Annotated in this window: 2 protein-coding genes and 1 pseudogene; 1 reads left to right on the forward strand and 2 read right to left on the reverse strand. The window is 63.5% G+C overall.

Annotated elements, in window-relative coordinates:
* Positions 1–91, reverse strand: a 91-nt coding sequence (locus HMPREF0178_RS23090) for a sigma 54-interacting transcriptional regulator (protein ID WP_255344681.1), incomplete at its 3' end; no start/stop codon positions are given.
* A 40-nt stretch (positions 92–131) separates the two neighbouring features.
* Positions 132–1,427 (reverse strand): annotated as a pseudogene (locus tag HMPREF0178_RS22935) (sigma-54-dependent Fis family transcriptional regulator); the annotation flags it as partial.
* Positions 1,428–2,039: 612 nt separating this feature from the next.
* On the opposite strand from HMPREF0178_RS22935, the gene HMPREF0178_RS15455 reads away from it, so the two are divergent.
* A partial coding sequence (locus tag HMPREF0178_RS15455; RefSeq protein WP_009380686.1) for a dihydrodipicolinate synthase family protein occupies positions 2,040–2,960 on the forward strand: 921 nt, incomplete at its 3' end.

The raw sequence follows: 2,960 nt of genomic DNA on the forward strand, positions 1-2,960 counted from the left end.
CCATCTGCTGCAACGCGCGCAGCAGCTTGGCCTGCATTTCGAGGGGCAGGCTGTTGACCTCGTCGAGGAACGAGCGTGCCTCCCTTGGCAAGCTCCATCTTCCCGATCATGCCGCCTTTTCTGGCCCCGGTGAACGCCCCGCCCACATAGCCGAACAGTTCGGACTCGATGAGGTCGCGCGGGATCGCCGCGCAGGAAACCGCCACGAACGGCCCCTTGCACACCGAGCTGCTGTTGTGGATGGCCTGCGCGAAAAGCTCCTTGCCCGTGCCGCTCTCCCCGGTCAGCAGCACGCGCGAGGCCGTGCGCGCCGTGCGCCGGGCAAGGTCGATCTGCGCCTTGAGTTCCGGGCTTTTCCCCCTGATGGCGTCAAAGGAATATTTGGCGTAATTGCCCCCCGCATGGTTGGCAATATTGATGATCTGGCTCTTCATGCTGATGGAGAGGGTCATGCCGAAGTCGCCGTTGCTGAGCTGGATCGGCTCGAAGCGGCAGAAGTGCGTCCGCTCGCCCTCGTGCGTCAGGATGGTCACGTCCCCCGTCTCCGGAACCCCCCGCCGCATGAACTGCCGGACGCGCGGCAGTTCGGGCTTCGGGAACAGATCGTCAATGTTCTTGCCCACAAGGACGCCGTTCTTGGGGAGCAGGTAGTTGGCGGCCTTGTTGTTCGCGTGGGTGATGGAGCCGTTCCCGTCGATGGCCACGACCGCCTCGGGGAGCGAGTTGAGCACGCGCTGGAGCATGGCGTTGAGGCGCTTTTCCGTGTCGATGAGCGCGCTCTCCCGCAGCCGGATGCTGATGCAGTTGGCGCAGGAGGTCGTGAGCGTCAACGTGTGGATGTCCTTGCACGAAATATGGCTCGAAATGGTAAGCGAGGCGATGGGGATGTCGTTGTCGTTGAAGATGGGGGCCGAGGCGCATTTCCACTCGTGGAACCAGCAATTATAGTGTTCATAGCCGGTTATCTGGATGGGCGCACGCTCCACGATGCTCATGGACAGCGCCGACGCCCCAATGGTCTTGATGCTCCTCTGCGCGCCGGGGATGTTGTATTGGCTCCGCGCCTGCACAAGCAGGTTGTCGTCGCCCACGGCGGCCAGCAGGTGGCCCGAGGCCACCGCGAGGATGGCGATGTACCCGGTGTCGCGGATCGAGACTTCCAGCATGTCGAGGATGGGCTTGGCCGAGTCGATGAGCGTCTGGTGCTGGCGGCACAGGCTCGCCAGTTCCCGCTTGTCCAGGACCGGCGGCACCTGCGGGTTCAGCGGGTCCATGCCCGCCTCGCGGCTCAGTTTCCAACTGCGCAGGATGTGCGGCGGGATGTCCTTCTCCCTGATGGGCTTGTTGGCGATGAACTGTTTCCACGCCTCATGGACGGCGGATTGGTAGCTTTTTTCAAGGAGATTGCGTTTTTCGTAGGTATCCATGCGGGGCCTCCGGAAGTCCGGGCGAAAGGGGGAAAACGGGGCGGCGTCCCGTAGACGCGGACGGCGCCGACGGCTGAAGCATTCAACGCCGTATTGGACAGCGGCGTCCCAAAGGCGGGTCAGCGGGCGATGATCGCCCTGCGGGGCTTCTGCCCCGTGCAGCGTCCCACGGACGGGGCGGCGCAACAAGGACGCCCCGCGGGACAAACTCAAAGAAACGGAGTCCCAAGGGCGGGGGCAGCGCGGCGGCGGAGCGTAACGGACGCTCCAAGTGTAGCGCGCCGGTGTCCGCCTGTCGTGTATCGCTACACTTGAACGCCCTTTTAGAAAAAAGTGGAGCGAAACGCAACACTCGAACCACGCTTTTCCGGACACGGTTTTGCCGTCCGCCAAAAAAGGTTTCCTCTTTCCAAACGATTCTCATACGATAGGGAAACCGTCCCGTTTTGGCATTTTCCTTGCTGTCAGTGAAGAATCCGCAGCAACCAACGCAACACGGAATCCGCGCCCTCCGGCTCCCGGCTTCCGCAACGGACAACGGCGGCCGACGCCGCCCGCATCGCGGAGCCGGCGCGCGGAATCCGCCGCAACCAACACAATGAGGTGTTCTTCATGAAACAGATCCACGGCATTTTCGCCGTCACCGTCACCCACTTTCAGGAAAACGGCGAGATCGACTACGCCGCCTGCGCCAAGCACATCAACTGGCTCATCGAATCCGGCGTGCACGGCCTGCTCCCCCTCGGCGCGACCGGCGAATTTTCCGCGCTGACCCTTGAAGAACGCAAAGCCTTCGCGGAATTCGCCATGAAGGAAGTGGCGGGGCGCATTCCGGTCATCATCGGCGCGGTGTCCACCAACGTGGACGTCACCCTCGAAGTCGCCAAACACGCCGCCTCCATCGGCGCCGACGGCGTCATGATCCTCCCCCCTCCCGGCCTGCATCCCAGCCAGGACGAAATCTACGCCTTCTACAAGCACATCTCCGAAAACGTCACCCTGCCGGTGATGATCTACAACAACCCCGGCAGCAGCGGCGTCAACATCCTCCCAGAAACGCTGGACAAAATCGCTGATCTGCCGCACATGGGCTTCCTGAAGGAATCCACCGGCGACATCATGCGCCTCACCCGCGCCGTGGACGAGCTGGCCGACCGCCTCGTGATCTTCTGCGGCTGCGAGAGCCTCGCCTACGAGAGCTTCGTCATGGGCGCGAAGGCGTGGGTCTGCGTCCTCGCCAACGTCGCCCCGGCCCAGTCCGCCCGCCTCTACGACCTCATCGTCAATCAGGGCAAGCTTGAGGAAGCCCGCGCGCTGTACCGCCAGATCCTCCCCCTGCTCCGCCTCACCGAGGAAACCGGCGAGCTGTGGCAGATCGTGAAGTACATCCTCAAGCAGCGCGGCTTCGGCACCGGCACGCTCCGCCTGCCCCCGCCAGCCCATTTCCGAAGGCGTGAAGGCCCAGCTCGACGAACTGCTCGGCAAGGCCGACTTCGCCTAAATCCCCCGAATGGGGAGCCCTCCCCCGACCGC

The organism is Bilophila sp. 4_1_30, assembly GCF_000224655.1.
GTDB classification, from domain to species: domain Bacteria; phylum Desulfobacterota; class Desulfovibrionia; order Desulfovibrionales; family Desulfovibrionaceae; genus Bilophila; species Bilophila wadsworthia.